The organism is Phyllobacterium sp. 628 (assembly GCF_014189505.1).
Taxonomy (GTDB): domain Bacteria; phylum Pseudomonadota; class Alphaproteobacteria; order Rhizobiales; family Rhizobiaceae; genus Phyllobacterium.
Map to the genome: position 1 here is coordinate 2820666 of NZ_CP050301.1, position 26651 is coordinate 2847316.

Consider the following 26651-nt stretch of genomic DNA (forward strand, 5'->3'; position numbering starts at 1 on the left):
CCTCGAATATGATCTTTTCCGCACCCTTGGTTACCGGCAAGCTTATCCAGCGCTATAAGCGATTTCTTGCCGATATCATTCTTGATGATGGTCGCCCGATCACAAGTTCCGTGCCGAACACCGGTTCCATGCTGGGATTGACCGATTCAGGCATTCCCGTCTGGCTTTCCCGGTCAGACGATACAAAGCGCAAATATGCCCATACGCTGCAGATCGTTGAGGCTCAAGGCACGCTTGTCGGCATCAATACGGGCTTACCCAACCGCATTGCCGAAGAAGCCATTCTCGCAGGCCTGATACCGTCCTTGGCCGATTATGCCGAATTGAAGCGCGAGCAGAAATACGGCCTGAATTCACGTATCGACATTCTCCTCCATGACCCGCAAAAGCCTTCCACCTATGTGGAAGTGAAGAATGTTCACTTCTCGCGAACTGCCGGTCTCGCCGAATTTCCGGATTCTCCCACAGCCCGCGGCGCAAAACATCTGGACGAACTCGGCAACATGGTCGAAAATGGTTTCCGTGGTGTCATGCTCTATGTGATCCAGCGCCGCGATTGCGATCGGTTGAAAATCTGCGGTGATCTTGATCCGGTCTACGCACGAGCTTTTGAACGGGCAATGCGGCGTGGGGTTGAAGCTTATGCAATAAGATGCCACATCACATCGACCGGTATTGTCGCAACGAGCACGATACCAATTATTGATTGACGCCAAGCGGAAGGCACTATGGTTACCTATCTTGATGCACAGAGCGCGCCCCTAAAAAACACCGGGCAAATTCGGCTGCATGGCCCGGAAGGCTTTACCGCCATCCGCAAGGCCTGCCGGCTTACAGCGCGCTGCCTTGATGAACTGGCAGGCCTGGTTGCGCCGGGTGTGACCACGAATACCATCGACCGCTTTGTTTTCGAATTTGGCGCCGATCACGGCGCCCTGCCCGCAACGCTGAACTATCGCGGATATACGAAGTCGTCCTGCACGTCGATCAATCACGTTGTTTGCCATGGCATCCCGGATGACAAGCCATTGCGTGAAGGCGACATCGTCAATATCGACGTCACCTACATTCTTGATGGCTGGCATGGTGACTCAAGCCGCATGTATCCGGTTGGCGAAATCAAGCGCGCTGCAGAACGGCTCATGGAAGTAACACATGAAAGCCTGATGCGCGGCATCGCTGCGGTTCGCCCTGGTGCACGCACCGGTGCTATCGGCGCAGCCATCCAGAACTATGCCGAAGCGGAGCGCTGCTCGGTGGTTCGCGATTTCTGCGGCCATGGTGTTGGCCATCTTTTCCATGATGCGCCCAATATTCTGCATTATGGCACGCCGAACGAAGGTGTAGAACTGCGCGAAGGCATGATCTTTACCATCGAGCCAATGATCAATCTTGGCCGTCCGCATGTGAAAGTGCTGGCGGATGGTTGGACGGCTGTCACACGGGATCGTTCATTGACAGCGCAATACGAACATACGGTGGGTGTCACGGCAGACGGGTGTGAGGTGTTTACACTCTCTCCCGCCGGGCTCTTCGCTCCGGGATTGAAACTCGATTAGGAACATAGGCCCCAATGAGCGAAGACGAGCCACAAAAGACCCTCTTCCTCACTGAACCTTCTCCACCACCCCTCCAAAAACAACCTGGTGTTGAAAAAAGGCCGGTGCATCCAGCCCGGCCAGCAAAATTGACCCTCCGGTGGAAGGTCCTCACTATATCGGTCACCGCGAACGCATGAAGGAGCGCTTCCAGAAAGTCGGTCATCAAGGCTTGGCAGACTATGAGATGCTGGAAATGCTGCTTTACCGTTCCATCCGCCAAGGCGATACCAAATCTCTTGCAAAGGCGCTGCTGGCGCGTTTTGGAACCTTGGCTGAGGTTTTGGGTGCACCGGAACATTTACTGCAGGAAATAAAAGGCTGCGGTCCAACCGTAGCGTTCGATCTCAAATTCGCGTCCGCTCTCGCCCATAGGGTAATCCGCAGCGATATGCACGAACGCACGGTGCTGGGTTCATGGGGCAAGTTGATCGACTATTGCACGGCTGCCATGGCTCACGAATCGCGCGAGCAATTCCGGATCCTTTTCCTCGACAAGAAAAATGCCCTCATTGCGGATGAAGTGCAGCAAGTCGGCACTGTCGATCACACTCCGGTCTATCCACGGGAAGTCATTGCGCGTGCGCTTCAGCTTTCGGCAAGCGCCATCATCCTCGCGCACAATCATCCGTCCGGAGATCCAACACCATCCAGAGCCGATATCGAAATGACCAAGACAATCGCCAATATTGGCGGACAGATGGGCATCGTCGTGCACGATCATATCATCATTGGCAAGAACGGTCATGCGAGCCTGAAAGGCATGAAACTTTTTTAAAGACAGGCAAAATCACACTAGGACCGCAAATACGATCAAATGCACCGGTTTCAAGCCCTGTAGTGAAATGCCGTGCATACATGGAGAGTTCACATGAATCCGGTTGAGAAGGCGATTTGGTATGTCGAGGGGCATTTCGCGGAAGAAATTACGCTTGATGATATCGCCGGTGTCGCGGGTCTTTCGCGTTTTTACCTGTCGCGTGTATTTGGCATATTTGCGGGTCGTTCGGTCAGCAGCCATATTCGTGGCCGCAGGCTGACGGAAGCCGCAAGATTACTCAGCAACGGCGCTCCAGACATCCTTAGCGTCGCTCTCAATGCCGGTTACAACTCCCATGAAGCATTCACGCGGGCGTTCCGCGATCAGTTCGGTCTTACACCTGAACAGGTCCGTGCACAGCGCCACACCGAAAACATCCCGCTTGTGGAGGCAATCAAAATGGATGAGGCATTCATTACAGACTTAGAAGAACCACGCGTTGAGAACGGCAAGCCGATGCTGATCGCCGGTATCGGCGAACGTTATACCTGCGAGACCAGCGCCGCTATCCCGGCGCAATGGCAGCGGTTTAATCCCTATTTCGGCCAAATCTCCGGTCAGGTAGGCAATGTTGCCTATGGCGTTTGCTGCAACGGCGATGATGCAAACAATTTTGACTATATTGCCGGAGCCGAGGTGAAGGATTTCTCGGATATTCCCGACGAATTCGCCCGTATACGTATCCCTGCCCAGACTTATCTGGTGTTCTCCCACCGGAAACACATCTCGACCATACGCAGCACCATCATGACCATATGGGGCAAATGGTTGCCAGAATCCGGCCATGTATTGGTGGATGCGCCGAATTTCGAACGCTATGGACCGGAATTTGATCCGCGCACAGGCAATGGCGGTATGGAAATCTGGATCCCGATCCAGAACTGACGTTGAGTGTCGGCTCCTGACAGAGCGATGTCAGGAGCCGTTCCGCTATAATGTGACTGCGAAGGTACCGAAAGTGGAGGAAACGATGTTACAGGCCTGTCTGAATGGCGGACGCACACGGGATTTTCACGACACCGTGCCTTTTACAGCTTCAGAACTCGCCAAAGATGCAGAACTGTCCGTCGCCGCCGGCGCCGACGAACTGCATATCCATCCACGCGGACCGGACGGATTGGAAACGCTTGACCCTGATGAAGTCGCACAAACGTTGCGGGCCATCCGGATGAGCGTTCCTGGCATTCCAATCGGCCTGTCCACCCATTGGCGTATTCATCCCGGCGGCGTTGCCCGGCAAGAACCAATTCGCCAATGGACCGTCTTGCCGGACTATGTCTCAATCAATCTGATCGAGGATGATGCGGATGATTTGATCGAGCTGGCGCTCAGCAAAGGCATGGGCATTGAAGCCGGGCTCTGGTCTGTTCGCGATGCTGAACGATTCATTACCCTGCCCGATGCCACGAAATGCCTGCGCGTTCTCATTGAAATCAATGAACAGGATGCCGATGAAGGATTGGCTGCAGCGAACGATATTCATACAGTCCTGAAGCGCGCCAATGTCAAACTTCCGATCCTCATGCATGGTGACGAAGCGAGCGTCTGGCCCATCTATGAACATGCGATAGCCAAGGGTTTTGACAGCCGCATCGGGCTTGAGGACGGCAATCTTCTACCCACAGGTGCAATGGCAAAAGACAATGCCGAGTTGCTGGCAGCTGCGGTCGCCTTGCATCAACAAATCACAAGCAGCGCCTAGAGCAAGTTTTGCTTATTCGGAGCCGTTCTGCCGGAGGGAATTTGTGGGCAAGAGCAAGGGGTTTGACGAGCCCGATGTTTACCCATCGGGCGAAGTCAAAGCCCGCAGGAATTGGACCAAATTCACCCGGCCCACCGGTCGAACCGCATTTCTACCGAAATGCGCATAATTCGACCGGCAGATATGAAAGCGTGTTGGTGTGCACAGCAAACCAACGGCTGGGTTTCCGGCTGGCGGACACCCGCTTTGTCAGGCAGCTTCGTCCGATGGGTAAACATCGGCCTCGCTACCTTCCGCGTGGATTGTCTCGCCATCCGAGAAACAGAACTGGCTTCGAATAAACAAAATTTGCTCTAGATTTCATCAAGAAATTCGTTGAGAAAACGGTGAAGCCGCTCCTGCCGTATTTGCGCAATCCGAGCACCTGTCCTGGTGTTGAAACCAGCAGCCAGTTTAAATAATTTGGTTTGGAAATGATCGATGGCAAAGCGTTTGTCGTCGAAAGCACGTGCCGTCGCACGCGGGTCAGAGGGATCGTAAAGCCCGCTGCCCATCCGGCCGGCAATGTAGAAGCATCGCGCGGCACCCACCATTCCAATCGCATCCAATCTGTCCGCGTCCTGCAGGATTTTCGCTTCCAATGTTGTAGGCACTATTCCTGCAGAAAAACTGTGAGCCTCAATGGCGTGACTAACCGCACTGATTTGTGACTGTACCCAGCCAAGACCAGCAAGCAGCTGTGCAGCTTTCTCAGCGGCAAGGCGCGAAGCCTGCGCGCGCAGCGGCGCGTTCTTTTCAACCGCAACACAGTCATGCAGAACAGTAGCGGCAGCCAGCACTTGCATGTTCCCGCCCTCCTCAGCATGGATTGCCACCACGTTTTTCCAGACACGCAGAAGATGCGAGAGATCATGCGAACCGTCGCTTGAGCCATCCGTGGCGTGAGGGACAAGTTTTTCAGCAAGCGCCTCATATGGCGCGAATGCAGCAAGGGTCATGGCGCACTATCCGCAGGAATCAATCGAGACCAGCGCATTATGCATGAACTCTGGGGCGCGCGGACAACAAAAAAGGCCGCATGAAGCGGCCTTTTCTTTGAACAGTGCGAAAACTTATGCTTCGTCTTCAGTCTTCTTCTTGGCTGCCTTTTTCGGCGCTGCCTTCTTTGCAGGCTTCTTGGCTTCGCCGGACTTTTCATCCGACTCGTCTTCAGCCATCAGCTCTTCCTTGGTCACCTTCTTGTCGGTGACATTGATGGACGAGAGAAGGTGGTCGACAACCTTTTCTTCAAAGATTGGAGCGCGCAGATTGTTGATTGCTTCCGGAGTCTTGCGGAAGAATTCATAAATCTGCTGTTCCTGACCAGGATACTGACGAACCTGATCGTAAACAGCGCGCTGCAGTTCTTCTTCGGTCACTTCGATACCAGCCTTGTTGCCGATTTCGGAGAGAACGAGACCGAGACGGACGCGGCGTTCAGCCAGCTTGCGATATTCTTCGCGCGCTGCTTCTTCCGTTGTGTCTTCGTCTTCGAAAGTCTTGCCAGCCTGCTGCAAATCCTGACCGATCTGGGCCCAGATGTTGTTGAACTCGGCATTGATCAGACGTTCTGGCGATTCGAACTGGTACTCGCCGTCCAGCGCATCAAGAATCTGACGCTTGACCTTCTGGCGTGTGAACGAGCCGTACTGGCTTTCGATCTGTTCACGAATGACCTGACGCAGACGATCGGCGCTTTCAATGCCGAGCTTCTTGGCAGTCTCATCGTTGATTTCAAGTTCGCCCGGCTTGCCAATTTCCTTGACGGTGATGTCGAAGGTGGCATCCTTGCCTGCAAGGTGCGCCGCGCCGTATTCAGCCGGGAACGTAACCTTGATCTGTTTTTCGTCACCAGCCTTGGCGCCGACGAGCTGATCTTCAAAACCTGGAATGAACTGGCCGGAGCCGAGGATCAGGGTCGCATCCGTGTCAGCGCCGCCCTCAAATGGCTCACCGTCGATCTTGCCGAGGTAATCCATGGTAACGCGGTCGCCAGTTTCGGCCTTGCCCTTCTTTGTCTCAAAAGTCTGGGCAGAGCTGGCAACGCGCTTGACCTGCTCTTCAACTTCCGCATCGGTCACATCAACAACTTCGCGTGTGACGCTAATCTTGGAAGCATCCTTGAGTTCGATCGCTGGCAGGACTTCGTAGTTCAGCGTGAATTCAAAATCGGCTTCACCGTTGAGAACCTTGTCTGCTTCCTTCTCGTCTTCCGTCATAGCGACTTCCGGCTGAGTGGCGGACTTTTCGTTGCGGTCGGCAAGGATCGTGCGTGAGGAATCGCTGAGGATCTCATTGACGACTTCAGCCATAAAGGACTTGCCGTACATCTTGCGCAAGTGATTGAGCGGCACTTTGCCGGGGCGGAAGCCATTGATGCGCGCCTTGGCGCTGGCACCTTGGAGGCGTTCGGAAAGCTTTGCTTCCAGATCCTTGGCCGGTACAACGACCTTGATCTCGCGCTTCAGCCCTTCATTGAGCGTTTCAGTAACCTGCATGTCCAAACCTTCACTTTTTTAACATTTGTCCCGCCGTCGCCGGCTGATCAGCCAAATTGCGGGAGAAAAACTGTCTGCCATCGTGTGGCTTCTGGTGCAGATGGAATGAGCAAGGCCCAAGCCATCCACGTTGATTTTATTGCTTTATTTCTCGTTCTGCTCTTTATTTGTGTCACAATTCATACAATAGAACGTGTCACGGAGCCGCGGAAGAAATTGCACCCTTACCGATTGGTGGCTTCATTTACTTGCACTGCGTACAAAAATCAATGGCAGAGCCCGGCCGGTTAGAGCGAAAATGCAGCGCGCGCTATAGCTTGTTACAACCAGATAGCATTTCAAGGTTGCTATGAAACAATTAGAAGTGAAATATTTGCTGAGTGACAACAATCTGCAACTGTGCAAATCTCACCTTTGTGGGGACTATCGACAGCTATCTAGGACTCGTACCTTTCAAAGCCGGAATTGCCTCTCGCGCTGATCCCTGCGGTACTAAGGAAATATCCCGACCCAAACTGTTAGAAATTGACTTGTTTGTCCGCGGCACCAGCGTCCAGCTGTTTCAGTCAGTCGATAATCCGATGCGACGCCTGCGTGACAAACTGCTGATGCGGACAGAGATGCAAACGCGTCTCAATATGCGCGGAAGTCTTATCGTTATGGAGGCCTGCTCTTGTCACGAAATTCTTTCTCCCCATTCAAGCTTGGTCTTGCGATCGCGCTGATGACTGCATCGTCAGCGCTTGCCCAGGAAGCGCCGCCTCCCCCCACCGTAACAGTGGCAAAACCCGTTGTGCGGGATGTCATCGACAGCGATGAATTCATCGGACGATTCCAGGCCGTTGATCAGGTCTCGGTGCGGTCGCGTATCGACGGCTATCTTGATACGGTTCACTTCAAGGATGGTACGCTGGTGAAGAAGGGCGATCCGCTCTTCACCATCGATCAGCGGCCCTACATTACGGCACTGGCGCAAGCCAAATCCAACCTTGAGGTTGCAAATACGACACTCACCTATGCCGAAGCGCAGTTCAAGCGGACACAATCCCTCACCGGCAGCGGCACGTTGTCTGTTTCAACGCTGGATGATCAGAGGCGTGCATTCCTGGCTGGTCAGGCCAGCGTAGCGGGTGCGCAGGCGGCTGTGGATGCAGCCCAGCTCAATCTGACATACACGCAAATCACCGCACCGCAGGACGGCCGCATTGATCGCCGCCTGATTTCGGTCGGCAACCTCGTCAACGCGAACGACACAATTCTCACGTCCATCGTTTCGCTTGATCCCATCGATTTTTACTTCGATGTGGATGAGCGCAACCTGTTGTCCTATGCGAAAACAGCACGTGAAAACGGTAAGGATCTGCAGGAAGGCGGTGGTGGTCTGGAAGTAACGGTAACGCTGACCGACTCAAACCAGCCGCCATTCAAGGGCAAGCTCGACTTCGCTGAGAACCGGCTTGACGACGCAACCGGCACAATGCGGGTGCGCGCACGCTTCGACAATCCCAAATTCATTCTGCAGCCCGGCCTGTTTGGCCGCGTCGAAATCGCCGCATCCAATACATATAAAGGTGTTCTTGTCCCTGATGAAGCCGTCGGCTCCGATCAGAATGAACGCATCGTCTATGTTGTGAATGCCGATGGATCAGTCACGACCAAGCCCGTCCGCCTCGGACCGAAAAATTACGGCTACCGTGTCATCCGCAGCGGTTTGACCGGCGACGAGTCCGTCGTCATCAACGGATTGATGCGCATTCGCCCTGGCATCAAGGTCAAACCCGAACTCGTTGAGCTTCCACAGGAAGCAAAGGCGACGGAGGCAGGTCAATGAGGTTTGCGCATTTCTTTATCGACAGACCGATCTTTGCATCGGTTCTGTCGATAGTCCTGCTGATTGTAGGCGGCATCGCCTATACGCAGCTCCCCGTGGCTCAATATCCGGAAATCGCACCGCCAACCATTGTGGTGCGCACAGCCTATCCCGGCGCCGATGCTGAAACGATTGCCAACACGGTGGCGACGCCGATTGAGCAACAGATCAATGGCGTTGAGGACATGCTTTATATGTCCTCCTATTCGACCGCAGATGGCTCGATGTCACTGACAGTTACCTTCAAGCTGGGCACGGATCTCGATAAGGCGCAGGTTCTTGTACAGAACCGCGTGGCGATCGCCGTACCGCAATTGCCCCAGGACGTGCAGCGTAACGGCATCACGACGACAAAGAGTTCGCCCGACCTGATGATGGTCGTGCATATCCTGTCGCCTGACAACCGCTACGACCAGCTCTACGCTTCGAACTATGCCAATACCCGCATCCGCGATGTTCTTTTGCGGTTGGACGGCGTTGGTGACATCACCATTTTCGGTGAACGTCAGTATTCCATGCGCATTTGGCTTGATCCGCAGAAGCTCGCTTCCTACAGCATGACCTCGGCGGACGTCGTGCAGGCGTTGCGCGATCAGAACGTGCAGGTGAACGGCGGCAACATCGGCGGTCCGCCTACCCCCGGCACCAGCGCCTTCCAGTACACCGTGACAATGCAAGGCCGTTTCAGCAACGCGAGAGAATTTCGCTACGTTATCGTCAAGACCAGCGGAGATGGCCGTCTCGTGCAATTGCAGGATGTGGCCCGCATCGAGCTTGGCGCAAAGGATTACGTGACCAACAGCTATCTTGACGGAAGTCCGGCAGTTGCTCTTGGTATTTTCAGCCGTCCCGGCACCAATGCGCTGGCGGCAGCCGAAACGATCCGGTCGACGATGAATGATCTTGCCAAGGATTTCCCTCCGGGTCTGAAATACGACATCGTTTATGATCCGACGGAATTTATCGCGGAATCGATTTCCGATGTTTACAAGACGATCTTCGAAGCCGTCATTCTGGTGGCATTGGTTGTGCTCGTCTTCCTCCAGTCGTGGCGCACATCAATCATCCCGATTGTCGCCATCCCGGTCTCGCTCATCGGCACCTTTGCCGTGTTGTCAGCGTTCGGCTTCTCGTTGAACATGTTGACGCTGTTCGGTCTGGTTCTTGCCATCGGTATTGTGGTCGACGATGCCATCGTCGTGGTCGAGAACGTGGAGCGAAATCTCGCAGCGGGTATGAGCCCGAAAGAAGCATCGCATGTGACAATGGATGAAGTGGGAACTGCGGTTATCGCCATTTCTCTGGTGCTGATTGCGGTGTTCGCGCCAACTGCCTTCATTCCGGGTATTTCCGGTCAATTCTATCTGCAGTTTGCCGTGACCATTTCAGCCGCAACCGCCATTTCGGCTTTGAATTCGTTGACACTCTCGCCTGCCCTGGCAGCGATTGTCCTGCGTCCACACGGTCATGCGGTTTCTAACAACTCGGCAGCCCGTTTTGGCCGAACTTTGGCCAATGGCTTCAACACGGGCTTTGACAAGATGGCGAACGGCTATTCGTGGATCGTCCGGCGTCTGGTCAGCTCGTGGGTTGGCCTTGGGGCCTCCTTGCTGGTTTTTGTCGCCTTGCTCGGGGCAACATGGCTCATGCTGAACACGGTTCCGCGCGGCTTCGTTCCGCCAATGGATCAGGGCTATGCGATCGTTGTGGTACAGCTACCTGACGGAGCATCATTGGCCCGTACGGATGCTGTGATTGAAAAGGCATCGAAGATCATCCGGGGCATTCCGGGTGTCAGAAACGCGGTGGCTTTTGCCGGCTTCAACGGCGCAACATTCACCAATGCGTCAAACTCCGGTGTCGTCTTTGCGCCTTTCCAGCCGTTTGATGAACGGATCAAGAATGGCCAAACAGCAAATTCGATTATCGGCCAGATCTATGGAAGTCTACAGAGCATCCAGGAAGCTTTCATTATCGCCGTACCACCCCCGCCAATCCGTGGCGTCGGCAATGCCGGCGGCTTCAAGATGCAGATCCTTGATCGCGACAGTTCCGATATGCGCCGTGTTCTGGGACTGGCCTATCAGATGATGGGTGCCGCCAATCAGACCCAAGGTCTGACGGGCGTCTACACCACCTTCTCCGCCAATAGTCCGCAGTACTTCCTTGAGGTGGACCGCGACAAGGCACAGGCGCTGAATGTGCCCATCCCAAACATCTTTGAAGCGCTTTCGACCAACCTTGGCACGTCTTATGTCAATGACTTCAATGCGTTCGGGCGCGTCTATCAGGTACGGGCACAGGCCGACCAGCAATACCGGCTGGATCGAACCGACATCCTTGCCTTGAAGGTGCGTTCTGCAACCGGTGCACTCGTGCCGCTGGGCACGCTTATTAATATCAAGGATACGAACGGGCCTTCGCTCGTGCAACGATACAACATGTACGTGTCGGTGCCACTGCAGGGCAATGCTGCACCCGGCGTTTCCACCGGTACGGCTCTCGACAAGATGGAGGCGCTGGCAGCCAAGACCTTGCCTGCCGGCACCACATTCCAGTGGACGGAACTGGCATTGCAGGAAAAGCAGACCGGCAATACGGCAATCCTGATTTTCGGGCTTTCCGTGGTATTCGTTTTCCTTGCGCTCTCTGCACAATATGAAAGCTGGGTATTGCCGCTGGCCATCATCCTGATCGTGCCGTTGGCAATCCTTGCCGCATTGATCGGCGTGTATTTGAGAGGGATGGACAACAACATCCTGACCCAGATCGGTCTCGTCGTTCTGATTGGTCTGGCGGCGAAGAACGCGATCCTGATCGTGGAATTCGCCCGTCAGCATCAGGACGAAGGGGCCACGCCCGTTGAAGCTGCTATCGAAGCCAGCCGTCTGCGCCTGCGTCCAATTCTGATGACTGCCTTTGCCTTCATCTTCGGTGTCGTACCGCTGATGATTGCTCAAGGCCCCGGCGCTGAAATGCGTCAGTCATTGGGTACGGCCGTATTCTCCGGCATGCTGGGCGTCACCTTCTTCGGTCTGTTCCTGACACCGGTGTTCTACGTTGCGCTCCGCTCCATCGGACGCAAGAAGGCACCGGCAGCAACGCCTGCGCAAGAAGCCCCCGCTCACTAAAACAAGTATGCGGCCTGGAAACGAACAAAATCGCGTCGAACTCATTTCGGCGCGATTTTCTTTGGTGGGTGCTTCCAATCAAACCAATTGGTCATTGCAAAACGAGCCGCATTGACCAGACTGAGCCGCAGATTCTTTGCGGAAGGTGAAAGCATGACCCATCAAGACCCTCGCCCGACCATTGATGCCCCAGACGATGATCCGCACCTCTGGCTGGAAGAAATCGATGGCACGCAGCCTCTCGAATGGGCGGCAAGCCAATCCGCCGCAACGTTGCAGCGCTTTGGCGGCCAGCAATTCGAGCATGATCGCGATATATTGACGGCCATCCTTGATCGGCCGGACAAGATCCCCATGATCGCCCGGCGAGGCGAATATGTTTACAATGTATGGCAGGATGCACAGAACCCGCGAGGCCTGTGGCGGCGAACCACATTGAATTCCTATGCCACGGCAAAGCCCGACTGGGATGTTCTGCTTGATATCGACGGGCTTGCCACAGCAGAGAACGACGACTGGATCTGGGGCGGTGCCTACATCGAACCCACAGCACGCCAGCGCGTTATTGTGCGGCTGTCGCGCGGTGGCAGCGACGCGGTCGTGCACCGCGAGTTTGATCTGGATACCCGCGCCTTTATTCCCGATGGATTCAATTTACCGGAGGCGAAGGGCAGTCTTGGCTGGCTCGATCTCAATACGGTCTTGATTTCAAGCGCACTGGGCGAAGGTATGGCTACCCAATCGGGGTATGCCCGCACGGTACGCATCTGGAAACGTGGAACCGACCCGTTGAAGACACCGGTAATTTTCGAATGCCCGCCGGAATCAATGGCCGTTGGGGCAGATATCGATCACAGCAGTGGCAGTGAGCGCGTCTTTTTTGTTGAACAGCTCTCGTTCTTTGAAACGATTGGCTGGCTTGGTGGTCGCGAAGGTTCTAAGCAGCGTATAGAGGTCCCGAAGACCGCTTGGTGGAATTGCTATGACGATTGGCTGACAATCAAGCCGCGCGAAGCATGGACGGTTTCCGGTCTTACCTACCCTGCTGATACGCTTTTGGGTGTTTCACTCTCGGCGTTTCTCGCTGGAGAACGAAATTTTCAGATTCTGTTTGAACCTGCGCCACGCCGCGCACTTCAGGGTTTCTTCTGGAATGACAAAAAACTTGTCATCTCGTTCCTTGACAATCTGGCGCCGCGTTTTGAGATTTATCAACCCGCAGAGGGGGCATGGACGAGGACACCGATCAATGTTCTCCCCTCGCAGGGCATGGTCAATGTTTGGTCACTGGATGTCGAGGATGTCGACGCCAACGGAGAATTGCTTGTTTCCGCTCAAGACCCGATAACGCCAGCACATGTATTGCTTCTGGATATTGCCAAGCCAAATGCCATCGCCGCGCCCGTATTGCTGAAACAAAGCCCCGCTGTCTTTGATGCAACGGGGTTGGTGATAACGCGACATGAGGCAGTGTCATCCGATGGCGAATCCATCCCCTATACGCAGATCGGCCCCAAGGGGGAGACCGGCGACGCGCCGGTGCACATGACCGGTTATGGTGGGTTTGGCCTATCGCTGGAGCCCTATTACAGCGCATCAATCGGCAAACTATGGCTCGAACGGGGCGGTACAAGTGTTGTCGCCAACCTGCGCGGCGGCGGCGAGTTTGGTACTGCATGGCATGATGCTGGACGCCGGGCTGGCAAGAAATTGTCGCATGATGATTTTGCAGCCATCGCCGCTGATCTGGTTCGGCGCGGCGTTACCCGCGCCAATCGCATTGCGGCAGAGGGCGGCTCCAATGGCGGGCTGCTGATCTCGAATATGCTGACCCGTTACCCCGAGCGGTTCGGCGCCCTCTTCTGCACCATTCCGTTGATCGATATGCGCCGCTACAGCAAACTTCTTGCCGGTGCGAGCTGGATCGATGAATACGGCGATCCCGACAAGCCGGAAGACTGGGCGTTCCTGAAGGACATTTCGGCCTATCACACCGCTGTGCCGGGCCGCCCTTACCCGCCGATTCTCATTGCAACAACACGTAAAGATGACCGCGTTCATCCGGGACATGCCCGCAAAATGGCGGCAAAGCTGCAAGGTCTTGGCTATCCCGCCTATTTCTATGAGCCCGAGGCAGGCGGACACGGCTATGGCAAGGACAACAAGGAACGCGCCAGCTTTATCGCACTGGGTTATGCGTTCCTGCGTGATGCCATCGGCTGGAAGCCAAAATGAAAGATAAAGCGCGTCAACCTCCCGATAACTGAATATCGTTGTTGCCCCCGTGAAAATTGGAGTAGGCCGGAATGGCTGAAGATTATGCGACGTCCCGGAACGGGTCTTCAAAGAGCTATGGCTTTTTGACACTCATATTTACATTGACGATAGTTGTTTTTGCTTCCGGGAAAGGTTTGGCACAGACACGACCTTGTTCTGACCCCACCCCCGTCAACACAATCAGTGAAATGTTTGATGCCATCTTCGCCTGCTGGCAACCACCAGCAGACAGCGCAGGCATGAGCATGACATTAAAGTTTGCCTTGCGGCGTAACGGAACGCTCATTGGCAAGCCCATGGCGACATATTCAGACTTAACGACCGGTGATGAAAATCAGAAGCGAGCCTTTGTCGCGTCCATTATGGAAGCATTGGATAAGGCGCTTCCCCCTACCTTTTACAGACAGTATGGGCGGAGCAGTTGCTGGCCGTCAGGTGGTTCCGCGTTTTGTTTCGCCGTATTAGATGGAGCAAGATTGACATTGGATACTTCCAGTCAACGTCTGATACGTGATTTTATTCGTGCTTCGATCGGACGGGAGATCGAGGGAAGACTCTCAAACTCGCAATACACATAAGATATTCAAATAATTCAATTATGGTGCGGATAGAGGGACTCGAACCCCCACGGTCTCCCGCCAGAACCTAAATCTGGTGCGTCTACCAATTTCGCCATATCCGCTGATTGAGCGTTCACTGAACCCCAAGCGCCGGTCTCTATATCACCGTCTTTCGCAGGGTCAAAGGAAAAAGCCTCTGTTTGGACAGCATTATTTACGCTGCTCAAAATGGAGGTTTTTCTAATATAGCGGCTCCTGATAAAGCAGCCGCCCATTGTCCTTCAAGGCACGGATTTGTGCCTCGCCAGCTTTCGACACGGCAATTACGGCATCAATCCTGCGCTCTTTCTGCACGTCTTCAATAGCGTGACCCCATCCTTCAGGAAGGTAGTAGCGCTCAATGCCATAATTGACCCGGTAAATATCGTTGACGACGGAATAGGAGTTATTCAACGTCTGACCGCGAATCTGGATTTCACCGGAAGGAATATCAGTTCTCTTTTGCCAGGACGCGCTGGAAAAGCCCCATTCACCATCCGGTGCTTGCTTCACGGTCACGTAGATATCGATAAAACCCTTGGTATCTGGCTTTTCGCCCGTGACTTTGGCAACGTCCACGGTAGAAATGCTATAACCCAGCCGGACATATTCTCCGCGCAGCAGATCGCGTGGATCAACCGGCTCTGTCCGCAGCGTAATCATCGTACCATTGCGCAAGATCATGGCGCGCTTTTCGACCATCGCATAGAGCACACCGGACTGCAGAATTGCGATTGTCACGCCGGCTAACACCAGAAGATTTACCTTTGTTTTCATATTGATACACCTTCAATCAGACTCTTTTTCTGAAGACGGCGCTCCATACGGATAACAAACACTGCAAGCAGCAATACGAGCACCCCAACGGTGAGGAAAAAACCCGCTGTGCCAATCATTGTTCCGATGGTTTCAAATGCAAGGTAAAGCACTTCAGCGCAAAATATGAGGTAAGCGCTCCATCGAACCGCAAGATTGCGATGCCCTGATAAGGCAAGTCCGGCAATCGCAAGAGCCAATATGGCAAAGCCGAGCAGCACTTCCCGAGGGCGGTCATTCATGTATCCGTCGAATTGAAAGATCATCAACACCATATGCGCCGCCAAGAATCCATATGCTCCCAGACTAACACTCCAGCCCGTCATGCGATTCAGATCGGCCGGGCGCAGTGCATCCAGCAAAAACAGTGCGAGACCGGTAAACAGCGCAATTGCTAATATCGCATTGGTATCAAGATCAAAGTGAACAACACAAACAAACAGAAGCAACAATACAGCCAGGAAGTGCCGCGCCAACTGGCTCCTTGTGTACCAGATTAAGCCTGCCGTCATGACGGCAAAGGTCGGCAGAAGCCAAAGATAGCTTAAACGGGAGGCAGTTTCCGGCCCCTGACTGGCGAGCAGATAGATACCTGCAATGACGATGCCCGCCGAGACAAGTGCCGGTGACCGCAGAAACAAGGCTGCCACAACTGTGCCACCCGTCCACATCAAAGCAGCGGAAGCCATGTCGCCCGACAAATGGTACATCTGACCAATCAGTGCGATACCAGCGCCAAAGCCGATGGCAGCAATAAGATAGAGAGCCTCGCTGAAAACCTTGTCATCCCGGCTTGCACGCCATGCGCCACCGACATAGCCGCCCCACAGAACAGCGAGGATGAGACCAACGCGCACGAGACGCGGCATAACCTCCCAATTTGCGGCTATCAAGGAAAGGAGCGCAGCGCCGAGAAGTATGGCGCCCAATATCGCCAACACATTGCCCAGTCCAAAGCTGATGCCATGCCCGTCAATATCCTTGCGTAAACGGTCTGCAGTGACTTCATCGATGAGGCCGTCACGTTGCCACCGCGCAACATGCCTGCGCACCGTCCAGGGTATTATCATGCGTCCTGCTCCTGAGTCGCCTTGGCAGATTAGTAACGCCAGCCACATTCAAAACGCAATTGCAGCCGGATTCGGGCGAACAGCCACGAAGATGACAATTGTGCGACGCAGCAATTAAAATCGATTAATGACGCAATGCAACATCTGCATAGCTGACCTGCAAACTTGGCTCTGCACATTCGGGCATACATCCACTATCTTCAGTTCAACGATCAAGAGTGATCAACGAAACAACTGAATGAAATGGTGATTGAAATGAACCTTATCCGCTCTTACAGCAACTGGCGCCGTTATCGTGACACGGTTTCCGAGCTGAACCGTCTGTCGACCCGTGAATTGAGCGACTTGGGCATCGCCCGCTCGGACATCCCGTTCGTCGCAAAGAAGTCCGCAGTACGCTAATCGCATAAAGAATATCGCCGGGGCTCATCCTCCTCCCAGAGCCTCCGCGATCAAAGGCCGGCACTCCTCCTCCCAGCCGGTCTTTACTTAACGGCACCCACCGCACCTCCTCCCGCGGTGGGTGTTGTTGTTTCTAGCCCCGCTATCCTCTTGCTTAGCGCTGGCTGTTGAAACCTCTTTCCTTCCATTTGGACAGATACATCACATCCGGCTTTCCACCCGCAGGCTCGTACCATGAGTCAACTGCCCACGAAGTGTCGGAGCGATCACGCAGCACCGCAGTAAAGTGCGGATACCGGCCGTCGAAAAAGCTTCCTCGTGCATCGCGATCGGCCACTGTGTGAAAACGCAGCAGCCTGAAAGCTTGCAGATAGCGCAGGAAATGATCCGTATTGGTTGATTCATCAACGCAATCCATTTGGCCTTTCTCACGCGCTTTGCCAAACTCCATCCTGGGACGGTCTGCAACGCCGATAACCTGCGTCGATCGAAGTTCAAAAATCTGCACTGCACGCCGAATGGCTGTGCGCTCCGCTTCGGCAGATTTACGCCCACCGGCCATGAGGGCTGCAATTCGGCTCTGATCTGCCGGTGTCAATGTAACTTGTGTTCGAAAATAACAGCCATAGCCGTGGCAGATACTAAAACTTTGCGCTTGGGCGCCGGGTGCCCATACCAAAACACCTGCGATCAGAAGCAGCGGCAGACCGAGCTTTGAGCCAAGCGCTTGCATGGCCTGATTATATCAAGGATAAAGGTCAAAATTCCAACAATTTGCATTTTTGGTTAGCATGATTGCTGGTTGCGGGTAGAAACCAATCTTCAATCGCCTTACATTTCAACTCCCATCGCATCCTCCCGGGAGAACAATCATGCAGAAACGTCCACTTGGCCGGACCGGCCTATCCATTGCGCCCTTGGTTTTCGGTGGAAATGTCTTTGGCTGGACAGCCGATAAAAAGACCTCGTTCGATCTTCTCGATCGTTTTATCGCCGCCGGTTTCAACGCTATTGATACGGCAGATGTTTATTCGAGCTGGGTTCCGGGCCATTCCGGTGGTGAATCCGAAACAATCATCGGCGAATGGATGAAATCCCGCAATGCCCGCGATAAGGTGACGATCATCACCAAAGTCGGCGGGGATATGGGGCAAGGCAAGAAGGATCTGACGCCTGCCTACATCGCCAAAGCCGCTGAAGCATCGCTAAAACGGCTGCAGACAGACGCGATCGATGTTTACCTTTCGCATTGGCCGGATCCGGAAACGCCCTATGAACAAACTCTGTCGGCTTACGAGACATTGCTCAAAGCCGGCAAGGTTAAATCCATTGGTGCGTCCAATCTTGATGCGGATCAGCTGCGTGCCGCACTCGATGTCGCAAAAGACAAGGGATTGCCACGCTATGACGTCCTGCAGCCCGAATATAATCTCTATAACCGGGATAGCTATGACGGCCCATTGCGCGACCTGTGTGTCGCTGAAGATATCGGCGTCATAACCTATTTCAGCCTCGCCCGCGGCTTCCTCTCGGGCAAATACCGCAGCGAAGCGGACCTCGGCAAAAGCCAGCGTGGCGGCGGCGTCAAGGATTACCTCAATCCACGCGGCTTTAAAATCCTCGCGGCGCTGGATACCGTAGCTGACAAACATAAAGCCAAACAGGCTGAAGTTGCAGTCGCATGGGTTATTCATCGCGAAGGGGTGACGGCGCCGATTGCCAGCGCCACGTCACTGGAACAATTGGAGAGCCTGATCAAAGCGGCCTCATTGAAACTCGATGATGCTGATCTGGCTGAACTGGGCGCAGCCAGCGCCTGACTTCTCGCGTAAGCACAAAAGCCGCTACAGACATTCTGCGGCGGCTTTTGCACCATTGATGCGCAACGCCAAAGGGTTTATTGGGGTGCCATGTCAAACAAACCCGTACACATTATTGGCGGCGGTCTCGCCGGTTCCGAAGCATCCTGGCAACTGGCTGAGGCCGGTATCCCCGTTATCTTGCATGAGATGCGCCCCGTTCGCGGCACCGATGCGCACAAGACGCAGGATCTGGCCGAACTGGTGTGCTCCAATTCATTCCGTTCCGATGATGCCGAGACCAACGCCGTTGGTGTCCTCCACGCAGAAATGCGCCTCGCCAATTCGCTGATCATTGCGTCGGCTGATGCACATCAAGTGCCCGCTGGCGGCGCTCTTGCGGTTGATCGCGACGGGTTTGCTCAAGCGGTGACAGCAAAGCTTGAAGCCCATCCGCTTATTACCATTGAACGCGAAGAGATTACCGGTCTGCCACCCGCAGAGTGGGACAAGGTTATCATATCGACCGGCCCGCTGACGGCCCCTTCACTGGCTGAGGCTATCGGCAAAGAAACCAGTGCAGACGCCCTCGCCTTTTTCGACGCGATTGCACCCATCGTGCATTTTGACAGTATCGACATGAATGTCTGCTGGTTCCAGTCGCGCTACGACAAGGTCGGGCCCGGCGGGACAGGCAAGGACTATATCAACTGCCCGATGACCAAGGAGCAGTACGAGGCATTCGTGCAGGCACTCATCGCCGGTGACAAGACTGAATTCAAGCAATGGGAAGGCACCCCCTATTTCGACGGTTGCCTGCCCATCGAAATCATGGCGGAACGTGGCGCTGAAACCTTGCGTCACGGCCCTATGAAGCCAATGGGCCTCACCAACGCTCACAACCCCACTGTGAAGGCCTATGCGGTCGTACAGCTGCGGCAGGACAATGCCCTCGGCACGCTGTATAATATGGTCGGTTTCCAGACCAAACTGAAATACGGCGCACAAACCGATATCTTCCGGATGATTCCCGGTCTTGAGAATGCGGAATTTGCGCGCTTGGGTGGCTTGCACCGCAACACCTATCTGAATTCCCCTATCCTGCTTGATCCGACACTGCAGTTGAAATCACGCCCCGGTCTGCGCTTTGCCGGGCAGATCACTGGATGCGAAGGCTACGTGGAATCAGCGGCTATCGGCTTGCTTGCCGGCCGGTTTGCGGCGGCTGAGCGGCTTGGACTGGAATTGACGCCGCCACCGGTTACGACGGCTTTCGGTGCCCTGCTTGGGCATATCACCGGTGGTCACATCGTCAGCGACGAAGAACCCGGCAAACGGTCTTTCCAGCCGATGAATGTCAACTTCGGTCTATTCCCGCCGATTGAAGCACCGAAGACAGAGGGCAAACGGCTTCGCGGCAAAGACAAGACCAATGCCAAGCGCCGCGCTATAAGCGCACGGGCTTTGGCAGACTGCCGTGCATGGCTGGGTTTGCCTGCTATTGCTCAGGCCGCTGAGTAAATAGTGTTGAACTGCAAGTTAAGTGGTGCGTGGTTCGCCCTTCGACAAGCTCACGAAGCTCACCATGAGGGAGATTGAGCGTTGCAGGGAACTCACCCGGCAACGTTTAGTTGGCCTTGCAGTCAACACTCTCCCTCATGGTGAGCTTCGTGAACTTGTCGAAGGGCGAACCACGCACCACCTTGAACCCACGATCAGCGCATTGATGCGCGAAGCATCGCCCACTGACGCCGAAGCGGTGAGATGTTCAAAATCTCGTTTGCTGCGTCGAAGCCACCGACCTTGAGCTTGTTCAGATAGATTCTGGTAAGGCCAACCGGCAGATAGGCAGGGCGCAGCGCTGCGGGCAAAGCCTTCGCGGCGGCCTCATACTTGCCAAGATGATCTTCAGAGAGCGCAATCATCGCATCGACAGCACGTTTGATGGCGGTTTTGTCCGAACCTTCGAGCAACATTTCAGAACTGCAACCAACGGCAGCCAGAATGTCCGCAGGTACGTAAACCTGCCCGCGCCGCCGATGCAAAGGCAAAAGTCGCAACAATCCTGTCACAGCCTGCGCCACACCCGCGTGCCCGGCAACGTCCGCATATGCCGGAGCCTTTTCCGCATCAAGGATCAGCGAAGCCAATTGGATCAACGCTGCGGCTGTCTCACCGCAATAACCCTCCAGATCATTACGGCTCGGCATCGGATCATCATAAAAATCAAAGATGCGCGCCTCGCAATAATTGTCGAAAGCTGCGCGTGGCAGATTGTAGGTCTTGATCGCTTCCAGCAGTGCTGCAGCAACAGGATTGCCCGAGACCTCGCCATGCTCGGTTCCAGCGATCAGATCGCGCCACCACTGCAAGCGCACCTCACCCGGCAAAGGGTCGTGGATCAGATCGCGGATACGAGCGATCTCCACATTGAATGCATAAAGCGCTGCCAAGCCTCCACGCTTGCCCTCCGGTGCATATAGAACGGAAAGGTAGCGATCAGGGTCGGCATCCCGCAGCAACTGCAGGCAATGGGTTTCATTTGCGTTCATGGCGTTGAGATACAGAGAAGCGCGGGATTAATCTACGGCTATCAATGCCGCAGCGACCGCCCGGTTTTCGGCCAGAAGAACATTGTAGGTGCGCACTGCAGCCCCGGTGCTCATCGGGTCGGACGAAATACGATGTTCTCGCAAAACATCCCGCAAGACCTGTGGTAAACGGCGAAGTTCTGTCCCCATCCCGACGAGCAAAATCTCGATGTCAGCAGCCTGCTCCAGAACCAGCGCAAAGTCGTCCGCTGTCAGTGCTGTTTCAATCCTGGGTGCCCAGCCATGAATACCGGATGGCAGGCAAAGAATTGAACCGCGATGCGACATATCCGCAAACCGGAAACCACCATTGCCATAGGCATCAATAGGCGCACGCCCGGGGAAATGAGCGTCTCTGATTTCAATGCCTTTTACCACAACTTGCTTATGCTCCGCTCTGCCCGGAAACAGCTTCCGGCCGGCTGTCATCGATTACATCACGCCCTTTCAGACCAAAGAGCATAAGCAAAGGACCAGCAACGAAGATCGACGAATAGGTTGCAACCACGATCCCGACCGCAATCGTCAAGGCGAAGGAACGTATATCGTCACCACCATAGATATAGAGCACGATCAACGCCAGGAATGTCGCCAGCGAGGTCAAGATTGTACGCGACAGGGTTTGATTGATCGACGCATCGAGAATAGCAGACAGCGAAACACTGTTGCCATGGCGCCGCAGGTTTTCCCGGACACGATCATAGATAACAACCGTATCGTTGAGCGAATAGCCGACAATGGCCAGAAAAGCGGCAATACTCCAGAGATTGAACTCCATCTGAAGGATAATGAACAAGCCAAGCAGCAGCACAACATCGTGGATCGTTGCAATGATTGCACCGAGCGCAAAATGCCACTCGAAGCGGAACCACACGTAGACAAAGATTGCCAGAAGCGACAATGCAACAGCCAAGCCGCCAGCCTTGGCAAGCTCACCTGACACAGTCGGGCCAATCACATCGACCCGGCGGAATTCATAATCCTGGTCCAGTTCGCCGCGAATTTTGACGCCGACCGTTTGCTCGGCATTTTCGCCTTCACGTTGGCTGCCGACAGTGATCAGAGCACGGTCGTCCGACTTGAAGGGTTCGATTTTGACGTCGCCAATATTCAAATCATCAAGACGGCTATAGACATCATCGAGATCAATTGGCCCCTCACTGGAGGCGATCTCGACCATCGTTCCGCCCTTGAAGTCGATACCGAAATTCATGCCGACCACAATGAACAGCACAATAACCGCAACGCTGGACAGCGCGGAGAAACCGAGCGTCAGGCTGCGCAAACGCATGAAGCGGATTTTGGTACCGTAAGGCACGAGTTTCAGCAGCGCGCCGGGTACTTCCTTCGGCTTTGACCATTGTACCCAAGCCGATACCATCCAACGGGTAAGGGTGAACGTTGTAAACAAAGTCGTGACGATACCGATTGTAACGGTTACGGCAAAGCCATGCACTGGACCGGTGCCCAAAATGAAGAGCACCAGAGCGGCGATCAGCGTCGTGACATTGGCGTCAACAATGGTAGCAAGCGCCCTGGCAAAGCCGGAATCAATCGCCTGAATGACAGAAAAGCCTGCCCGCCGGTCTTCACGGATGCGTTCATAGATAAGCACGTTGGAATCGACAGCCATACCGATGGTCAGAACGATACCGGCCACGCCAGCAAGGCTCAGGGGCACACCAAGCAAGGTCAGCACGGCAAGGATCAGGATCACGTTGACGATCAGGGCGATATTGGCGATCACACCAAGTAGCCCATAAGTCAGCAGCATGAAGAGAATGACAAGGCCAGCGCCGATGAGTGCGGCGATTTTGCCAGACGCTACGGCAGCGGCACCGAGATCAGTACCCACCGACCGCTCTTCAATAACCGTAACAGGCGCAGGCAAAGCCCCAGCGCGCATAACGATTGCAAGATTACTGGCTCCCGATAGATCGAAATTGCCCGATATCTGCCCCGTATCACCGGGAATAGCTTCGCTGATTACAGGTGCAGAGAGCACCTGATCATCAAGAACAATGGCGAAAGACTGACCGATATTGGCTTTGGTAGCCTTTGAGAAACGGTCTGCACCTGCACTATCCAGCTTGAATGTGATGACCGGCTGCTGGGTGGCTGTGTCAACACCGGCCTGCGCACCAACGAAATTGCCGTTGGTGACAATCGGATCTTTTTTGACGAGATAGGCAACGGGCGGATCATCAAAGGAATAGACGACGTCCGAACCTTGCGGCGGCGTGCCGTCAATGGCCTGCTGCACGGGCATGGATGTATCGATCATGCGAAAGCTGAGGTGGCCGGTAAGGCTCAAAATATCCTTGAGCAGCTGCGAGTCATAAAGACCTGACACGTCCACAAGAACGCGGCCGTTTCGCTGGCTTTCAACGTGAGGATTGGTATAGCCAAGTTCATCCAGACGGCGGTTCATGACCTCAATGGTCGAGTCGGTGTCGGCCAATTTGTCTTTATCAACCTGCAAACGGATGCGGGAACCACCCTCCAGATCCAGTCCAAGGGCAAGTTGCTTCTTCGGCAGCCAGTTGGGCAGGTTCGCCAACTGGATAGGGGTAAACAGATTTGGCAAAGCCAGGATCACGCCTGCAAGAACAACGGCCCAAATGAAAAGAGTCTTCCAGCGGCTAAAGTAAAGCATGCAGTCGCGACCTCAGAATCAACAGGGCGGCTTGATGCCGCCCCGTAACTATGACTTATTTCTTGTTATCAGCAACCGGTTCGCCTTTGACCCGTACATCGGACACCAGGCTGCGAATGACGCGCGCCTTGACGCCCTCACCGATTTCGACTTCCAGTTCGCCTGTATCTTCAAAAACTTTTGTCACCTTGGCAACGAAACCGCCGCCGGTCACAATCGTGTCGCCACGACGGATGTTCTTCAGAAGCTCTTCGCGCTTCTTCATCTGCGTGCGCTGCGGGCGGATAATCAGGAAGTACATAATCACGAAAATCAGGATGAATGGCAGGATGCTCATCAGCATTTCCGGCGCACCACCGATACCTGTTGTCTGTGCATATGCGGGAGTTACGAACATAGAGACAATCTCCAGAGTAATACGTGTTTGAATGTTATCAGAGCCTGCGCAATACAATGTTTGGAATGGGAAAAGCAACCATGCAAAATCCCGCAGGCTGCTTTTCGATTTATCGTCAACATGATAGTGGCTTGAATGCAGAAAAAACAAAGGCTTGATGAGAATGTCCGAGGAATTGCTGGCAGATAAGCTTGACCGTCTGATTGCCGTGCTGGAACGCATGGCGCCGCCAAAACAACAACCTGTTGACCTTGATGTCGCAGATTGCTTTGTCTGGAACCCTGATCACCTCACCTTTGATCCTGTACAAAAGGTCAACCGCGTCGATATTTCGCTCATTCGAGGTGTGGATCGCGTCCGCGATATCCTGTTCGATAACACCAAGCGCTTTGCCGATGGCTTGCAGGCCAACAACGTCCTGTTGTGGGGTGCCCGCGGCATGGGAAAATCATCGCTGGTCAAAGCCGTTCATGCCTCCGTAAACAGCGCGGCTCCGGACAACGACAACACGCTCAAGCTGGTCGAAATCCATCGTGAAGACATCGACAGTCTCCCTGCCCTCATGGCAGCGATCAAGGACACACATTATCGTTTCATTCTGTTCTGCGATGATTTGTCATTTGATCATGACGACACGTCCTACAAGTCGCTCAAGGCAGCGCTCGAAGGCGGTGTTGAAGGCCGCCCGGACAATGTCATTTTCTACGCGACCTCCAATCGCAGGCATCTCCTGCCACGCGATATGATCGAAAATGAGCGCTCAACAGCCATCAATCCATCAGAAGCTGTCGAAGAAAAGGTTTCTCTTTCTGACCGCTTTGGTCTGTGGCTTGGTTTCCACAAATGCAGCCAGGATGATTATCTCTTGATGATCGATGGTTATGCGGCGCATTTCGATCTGCCGATGCAAAACGAACAATTGCATGCAGAAGCACTCGAGTGGTCCACGACACGTGGATCACGCTCGGGACGCGTCGCCTGGCAATTTACCCAGGACCTCGCCGGGCGTCTGGGCAAGAAGCTATAAACAAAGAAAAGGCCCGAGCATCATGCTGCGCGGGCCTTTTGATTGGAACCTGATCTGATCAAGACTCGAGATATTTCGAAGGATCAACCGGCGTCGAGTTCTTGCGAACTTCGAAGTGCAGCTTTGGCGAGGACGCATTGCCGGTCATGCCTGATTTACCCAGCTCTTCGCCGCGCTTGACCTTCTGGCCACGCTGCACATTCAGCTTGCTGGCATTACCGTAAACCGTAACCAGACCATTGTCATGGCGGACCAGAACGGTATTGCCGAATTCCTTCAAGCCATCGCCGGAGTAGATAACCACGCCGTTTTCAGCAGCCTTGATAGGCGTACCTTCCGGAACCGAAATATCGATACCGTCATTGCCCTTGCCGTAATTGGCAACCACGCGGCCGCGTACCGGCCAGCGCATCTGCGATGCACCCGTGGCCGACGGTGCCGAAGCGACGTCCTTCTCGGCATCGTCGATCACCTTTTCACTGGCTTGGGGCGGTGTGTAAGGCTTTGCCTGCGTGTCCGTCTGCGTCGGCGCAATCGGTGCTGTGCTTGCCACAACCTTTGGCTGCTCAACCGGAGGCGTTGCTGCGGTCTTGACCTGATCAACAGCGCCCTTTGGCTTCATATTCGCAGCAACATTCTGCGCCATTGATGCGCTGGTTGCCGGAAGCACCAGCGTCTGGCCAACGCGGACCGTACCATCCTTCATATTATTGGCTTGCTTCAGAGCCTCAATGTTGGTGCCGGTCTTGCGTGAAATCGCATGCAACGTGTCGCCGCTCTGCACCGTGTAGGAGCCGGAATGATTGGACTGTGCGGCTTTATTTGCCGACGCAGCTGGTGCCTGCGCTTCGGCAGGTTTGGTTGGCATCCGCGCTTCACGGCCATCCGGTGTCTTCAGAGAACCTGATGCCGAAGCAAGCGGCGGTGCCTGCACCGTACCACCCATGGGTTGAGCCGACGCCACTTGCTGGCGAACAGGCGCAGCCGTTGCTGGCGCCAGGGCCGGACGCATTGGCTGCGAGGAAACTGGTGGAAGCGCCGAAGCGCTTGCCGCACCCACTGGCGGAAGAGCACCGCGCTGAACACCGCCAGCGTTGCGATTGACCGAAGCCGTGTATGTGGAATCAACCGGTGGCGTGTAAGGCCGCGCCGTCGTATTTTGAGGCTGCATGATCGCACGCTGGTTGTCGCTATAGCCGGAGCTGAAGTCAGCACTGGTGAAGCGCGACACTCCCGAACTGCAACCTGCAGCCAAACCGGCAATCATGAGAATGCTGGCATTCAGTGCCAGCCGCCGTGACGCTTTGTCTAGTACACTCAAACGCATCGCATGTCCCGCCCGTACTCAATACAAGAATA

Annotated in this window: 22 protein-coding genes, 1 tRNA gene and 1 pseudogene; 13 read left to right on the forward strand and 11 right to left on the reverse strand. The window is 54.6% G+C overall.

What is annotated here, in order from left to right:
- Positions 1 to 8: 8 nt before the first annotated feature.
- From sfsA to HB779_RS15535, 5 genes and pseudogenes are all read left to right on the forward strand, one after another.
- On the forward strand, positions 9 to 710 hold the full coding sequence (sfsA, locus tag HB779_RS15515; protein WP_188343205.1) for a DNA/RNA nuclease SfsA: 702 nt from the start codon (positions 9 to 11) through the stop codon (positions 708 to 710).
- 18 nt (positions 711 to 728) lie between these two features.
- Positions 729 to 1559 carry a type I methionyl aminopeptidase gene (map, locus tag HB779_RS15520; RefSeq protein ID WP_188343206.1) on the forward strand — a complete coding sequence of 277 codons (831 nt, stop codon included), beginning with the start codon at positions 729 to 731 and terminating at the stop codon, positions 1557 to 1559.
- Between the two features lie 133 nt (positions 1560 to 1692).
- Positions 1693 to 2376 (forward strand): annotated as a pseudogene (gene radC, locus HB779_RS15525) (DNA repair protein RadC); the annotation flags it as partial.
- A gap of 93 nt (positions 2377 to 2469) precedes the next feature.
- Positions 2470 to 3303, forward strand: coding sequence for an AraC family transcriptional regulator (locus HB779_RS15530; RefSeq protein ID WP_188343207.1), 834 nt, complete (start codon positions 2470 to 2472; stop codon positions 3301 to 3303).
- Between the two features lie 85 nt (positions 3304 to 3388).
- Entirely contained in the window at positions 3389 to 4120 is a 732-nt protein-coding gene (locus HB779_RS15535) for a 3-keto-5-aminohexanoate cleavage protein (RefSeq protein ID WP_188343208.1), read from the forward strand.
- Positions 4121 to 4473: 353 nt separating this feature from the next.
- On the opposite strand, the gene HB779_RS15540 is transcribed toward HB779_RS15535, so the two are convergent.
- Complete coding sequence (locus HB779_RS15540) at positions 4474 to 5118, reverse strand: HD domain-containing protein (RefSeq protein ID WP_188343209.1); 645 nt, start codon at positions 5116 to 5118, stop codon at positions 4474 to 4476.
- Between the two features lie 114 nt (positions 5119 to 5232).
- Entirely contained in the window at positions 5233 to 6657 is a 1425-nt protein-coding gene (tig, locus tag HB779_RS15545) for a trigger factor (RefSeq protein WP_188343210.1), read from the reverse strand.
- 724 nt (positions 6658 to 7381) lie between these two features.
- On the opposite strand from tig, the gene HB779_RS15550 reads away from it, so the two are divergent.
- From HB779_RS15550 to HB779_RS15565, 4 genes are all read left to right on the forward strand, one after another.
- Positions 7382 to 8488: an efflux RND transporter periplasmic adaptor subunit gene (locus HB779_RS15550; RefSeq protein WP_188345954.1), complete on the forward strand. Its 1107-nt coding sequence runs from the start codon at positions 7382 to 7384 to the stop codon at positions 8486 to 8488.
- On the forward strand, positions 8485 to 11658 hold the full coding sequence (locus HB779_RS15555; RefSeq protein ID WP_188343211.1) for an efflux RND transporter permease subunit: 3174 nt from the start codon (positions 8485 to 8487) through the stop codon (positions 11656 to 11658). Before HB779_RS15550 ends, HB779_RS15555 begins: the two co-directional genes overlap by 4 nt.
- Before the next feature lie 153 nt (positions 11659 to 11811).
- Positions 11812 to 13893 (forward strand): prolyl oligopeptidase family protein, encoded by a 2082-nt coding sequence (locus tag HB779_RS15560; RefSeq protein WP_188343212.1) that lies wholly within the window; start codon positions 11812 to 11814, stop codon positions 13891 to 13893.
- Between the two features lie 71 nt (positions 13894 to 13964).
- A complete protein-coding gene (locus HB779_RS15565) occupies positions 13965 to 14513 on the forward strand; it encodes a hypothetical protein (protein ID WP_244642383.1) in 549 nt (182 codons plus the stop codon).
- Between the two features lie 21 nt (positions 14514 to 14534).
- Here the strand turns inward: HB779_RS15565 and HB779_RS15570 are convergent.
- The 3 genes from HB779_RS15570 to HB779_RS15580 form a co-directional block, all read right to left on the reverse strand.
- Positions 14535 to 14617, reverse strand: a tRNA-Leu gene (locus HB779_RS15570).
- Between the two features lie 118 nt (positions 14618 to 14735).
- The gene (locus tag HB779_RS15575) at positions 14736 to 15311 is read right to left on the reverse strand and encodes a GDYXXLXY domain-containing protein (protein WP_188343213.1); all 576 of its coding nucleotides are present in this window, start codon (positions 15309 to 15311) and stop codon (positions 14736 to 14738) included.
- Positions 15308 to 16420: a DUF2157 domain-containing protein gene (locus HB779_RS15580; protein ID WP_188343214.1), complete on the reverse strand. Its 1113-nt coding sequence runs from the start codon at positions 16418 to 16420 to the stop codon at positions 15308 to 15310. Before HB779_RS15580 ends, HB779_RS15575 begins: the two co-directional genes overlap by 4 nt.
- Positions 16421 to 16675: 255 nt before the next feature.
- Between HB779_RS15580 and HB779_RS15585 the strand changes: the two genes are divergently transcribed.
- Complete coding sequence (locus HB779_RS15585; protein ID WP_100001090.1) at positions 16676 to 16822, forward strand: DUF1127 domain-containing protein; 147 nt, start codon at positions 16676 to 16678, stop codon at positions 16820 to 16822.
- Between the two features lie 154 nt (positions 16823 to 16976).
- On the opposite strand, the gene HB779_RS15590 is transcribed toward HB779_RS15585, so the two are convergent.
- Positions 16977 to 17384: a hypothetical protein gene (locus HB779_RS15590; protein WP_244642384.1), complete on the reverse strand. Its 408-nt coding sequence runs from the start codon at positions 17382 to 17384 to the stop codon at positions 16977 to 16979.
- A gap of 310 nt (positions 17385 to 17694) precedes the next feature.
- On the opposite strand from HB779_RS15590, the gene HB779_RS15595 reads away from it, so the two are divergent.
- Both HB779_RS15595 and trmFO read left to right on the forward strand, forming a co-directional pair.
- Positions 17695 to 18642, forward strand: coding sequence for an aldo/keto reductase (locus tag HB779_RS15595; RefSeq protein ID WP_188343215.1), 948 nt, complete (start codon positions 17695 to 17697; stop codon positions 18640 to 18642).
- Positions 18643 to 18732: 90 nt separating this feature from the next.
- Positions 18733 to 20142: a methylenetetrahydrofolate--tRNA-(uracil(54)-C(5))-methyltransferase (FADH(2)-oxidizing) TrmFO gene (trmFO, locus tag HB779_RS15600; protein ID WP_188343216.1), complete on the forward strand. Its 1410-nt coding sequence runs from the start codon at positions 18733 to 18735 to the stop codon at positions 20140 to 20142.
- 194 nt (positions 20143 to 20336) lie between these two features.
- Here the strand turns inward: trmFO and HB779_RS15605 are convergent, their stop codons facing one another.
- The 4 genes from HB779_RS15605 to yajC are packed head-to-tail and all read right to left on the reverse strand — an operon-like array spanning position 20337 to position 24265.
- Positions 20337 to 21173: a phytoene/squalene synthase family protein gene (locus HB779_RS15605; protein ID WP_188343217.1), complete on the reverse strand. Its 837-nt coding sequence runs from the start codon at positions 21171 to 21173 to the stop codon at positions 20337 to 20339.
- 27 nt (positions 21174 to 21200) lie between these two features.
- Positions 21201 to 21590 (reverse strand): Mth938-like domain-containing protein, encoded by a 390-nt coding sequence (locus HB779_RS15610; RefSeq protein ID WP_188343218.1) that lies wholly within the window; start codon positions 21588 to 21590, stop codon positions 21201 to 21203.
- A gap of 7 nt (positions 21591 to 21597) precedes the next feature.
- The gene (gene secD, locus HB779_RS15615) at positions 21598 to 23868 is read right to left on the reverse strand and encodes a protein translocase subunit SecD (protein ID WP_188343219.1); all 2271 of its coding nucleotides are present in this window, start codon (positions 23866 to 23868) and stop codon (positions 21598 to 21600) included.
- Positions 23869 to 23923: 55 nt separating this feature from the next.
- Positions 23924 to 24265: a preprotein translocase subunit YajC gene (gene yajC / locus HB779_RS15620; protein ID WP_188343220.1), complete on the reverse strand. Its 342-nt coding sequence runs from the start codon at positions 24263 to 24265 to the stop codon at positions 23924 to 23926.
- A 163-nt stretch (positions 24266 to 24428) separates the two neighbouring features.
- Here yajC and HB779_RS15625 point away from each other — a divergent pair, with 163 nt between their 5' ends.
- Positions 24429 to 25292 (forward strand): ATP-binding protein, encoded by an 864-nt coding sequence (locus HB779_RS15625; protein ID WP_188343221.1) that lies wholly within the window; start codon positions 24429 to 24431, stop codon positions 25290 to 25292.
- 58 nt (positions 25293 to 25350) lie between these two features.
- Here the strand turns inward: HB779_RS15625 and HB779_RS15630 are convergent, their stop codons facing one another.
- Positions 25351 to 26619, reverse strand: a complete 1269-nt coding sequence (locus HB779_RS15630) for a M23 family metallopeptidase (protein ID WP_188343222.1) — start codon at positions 26617 to 26619, stop codon at positions 25351 to 25353.
- Positions 26620 to 26651: the final 32 nt, after the last annotated feature.